The following is a 2,217-nucleotide window of genomic DNA, read 5'->3' as shown; positions in this document are numbered from 1 at the left end:
TAAGCATATCCTTCAGTGACTCATAGTCTACTTTATTCGTCAGCCCGTCAGAGCATAATAGAACTTGATCGCCCGGTTCGATTTCAAAAGTATGGGCTTCAACCTTCACTTCCGGATCAGTGCCAAGCGCTTTTGTCAGCACGTTCTTCCGCGGATGGTGTTCGGCATCTTCCTTCGAAATCCCCCCTGTCCGCACGAGTTCATTGACAAGCGAGTGATCTTCCGTCAGCTGTATGAAATGACCGCCTTGTAGGAGATAGCAGCGGCTGTCTCCGATATGGGCGACTGTCAGCGTTTTTCCCGTGTATAAAGCGCAGACGACCGTTGTTCCCATTCCCTGGCACTCTTCATGCGCCCTCGCATGGTCGAAAAGTTTTTGGTTGACGGCTGAAATCTGCTCTTTCAGCCAAGCTTCGCATTCAGCCGGCGAAGCCGGGACTTCTTCGGTTTCCTCCCAGATATCCCGAAGGGCTGAGACGGCCATCCTGCTGGCGCCGTCGCCGGCCAGATGACCTCCCATTCCATCGCAGACAACAGCTAAAACCAGTCCGTTTTTTTCTGTGAAAATGCCGGCATCGTCTTCATTGTGCTGGCGTATTTTTCCCCTGTCCGTTTTTAAGGCTGTTTTCAACCTTGATTCACCTCGTCTCTTCCTGGCGCTCCTTTGCACGAAGCTGTCCGCAGGCAGCGTCAATATCATGGCCTTGCTCTCTTCTGATCGTGACATTTACTCCATGAGACTTTAATGTTTTTTCAAAGGCGAAAATCTGTTCTTTCGGTGTTCTGACATAGTCTCGTTCAGGTACATAGTTGACCGGAATCAAGTTGACGTGGCATTTGATTCCTTTTAGCAATTCAGCCAGCTCTTCCGCGTGTTCAACCTGATCGTTAACACCGCCGAAAAGCCCGTATTCAAACGTAACCCTTCTGCCGGTTTTCTTAATGTAGTAATCGACCGCTTTCATCAGCTCCGGCAGCTTGTAGGCTCTGTTGATCGGCATCAGCCGGCTTCTGATCTCAGTGTTCGGGGCGTGCAGAGAAATCGCAAAGTTGATCTGCAGCTTCTCGTCTGCAAACTCATAGATTTTCGGAATGATCCCGCTCGTTGATACGGTGATATGGCGCGCCCCGATATTCAGCCCTTTATCATGGTTGACGATTTTCAGGAATGCAAGCATTTCCTGAAAATTATCGAACGGCTCGCCGATTCCCATAATGACGATGGAACTGACGCGTTCATCTGTTTCATCAAGCGCCTGCTGCACTTTGACAACCTGGGCGACGATCTCTCCGGCTTCCAGGTTCCGCTTTAAGCCGCCGAGGGTCGACGCGCAAAACGTACAGCCGATTCGGCAGCCCACCTGTGTCGTTACACAAACAGAATTGCCATATTCGTGCCGCATTAATACGGTTTCGATCGTGTAGCCGTCATGAAGCTCAAATAAAAACTTCATCGTTCCATCTTGTGAAGTCTGCTTGACGGCCGTTTTCAGCGTCGTTAATACGAAATGCTCGTTCAGCTTTGTCCGCAGCTCTTTTGAAAGGTTTGTCATCTTTTCAAATGACGTGACTCTCTTTTCGTAAAGCCATTCGAATATTTGCGCGGCGCGGAAAGGCTTTTCGCCATTTTCCGAAAGCCAGCTTTTCAGTTCTTCTATTTCAAAAGAATAGATGGACGGTCTTTCTGCCCGCAATTCTTTTCTTACTTTTTGTTTCGATTCCATTATTGTGATCCCTTCTTTCTCATGCTGCAAATAAAGAAGCCGTCCGTTCCGAAGTAGTGGGGAAGGATTTGAATGCTTCCATCCTTGACATACGGCGCCGCTTTTTCGGGCAGCCGCTCGGCGAGGGTGGGGTCTGCTTCAAATTCGTCGTGTTCTTTCAAAAAAGCATGCATGACTTGTTCATTTTCGGTCGGGTCCATTGTGCATGTGCTGTAGACCAATGTCCCGTCTGTTTTCAATAAAGGTGCAATTTCGTTTAAAATCGCCAGCTGAATCCCAGCGAGACGCGCGCTGTCTTCGGGCGTTTTGCTGTATTTGAGATCCGGTTTTCTGCGGATGACACCGAAGCCCGAACACGGAGCGTCGACGAGAATCCGGTCAAACTGCTCCGGTTCGAAGGCTTCGCCGGCTTTTCTGGCATCCAGCGCCCTTGCTTCAATATTGGAAAGCCCGATCCGGCCTGCCGCTTCTTTGATCAGCTTTACTTTATGCT

General features: G+C 49.6%; 2 protein-coding genes and 1 pseudogene. All 3 read right to left on the bottom strand.

All coding sequences use genetic code 11. The features are described 5' to 3' along the window. A partial coding sequence (locus C1T29_RS10040; protein ID WP_208945674.1) for a Stp1/IreP family PP2C-type Ser/Thr phosphatase occupies positions 1–631 on the bottom strand: 631 nt, incomplete at its 3' end. 7 nt (positions 632–638) lie between these two features. Further along, positions 639–1,727 carry a dual-specificity RNA methyltransferase RlmN gene (gene rlmN / locus C1T29_RS10035; RefSeq protein ID WP_025811558.1) on the bottom strand — a complete coding sequence of 363 codons (1,089 nt, stop codon included), beginning with the start codon at positions 1,725–1,727 and terminating at the stop codon, positions 639–641. Next, positions 1,724–2,217 (bottom strand): annotated as a pseudogene (locus tag C1T29_RS10030) (16S rRNA (cytosine(967)-C(5))-methyltransferase); the annotation flags it as partial. The pseudogene C1T29_RS10030 and the gene rlmN, both read right to left, overlap by 4 nt.

This window comes from Bacillus sp. MBGLi79, assembly GCF_002953915.1.
The sequence above is the reverse complement of the archived record's forward strand: the minus strand, read 5'-3'. Positions and strand labels throughout refer to the sequence as shown.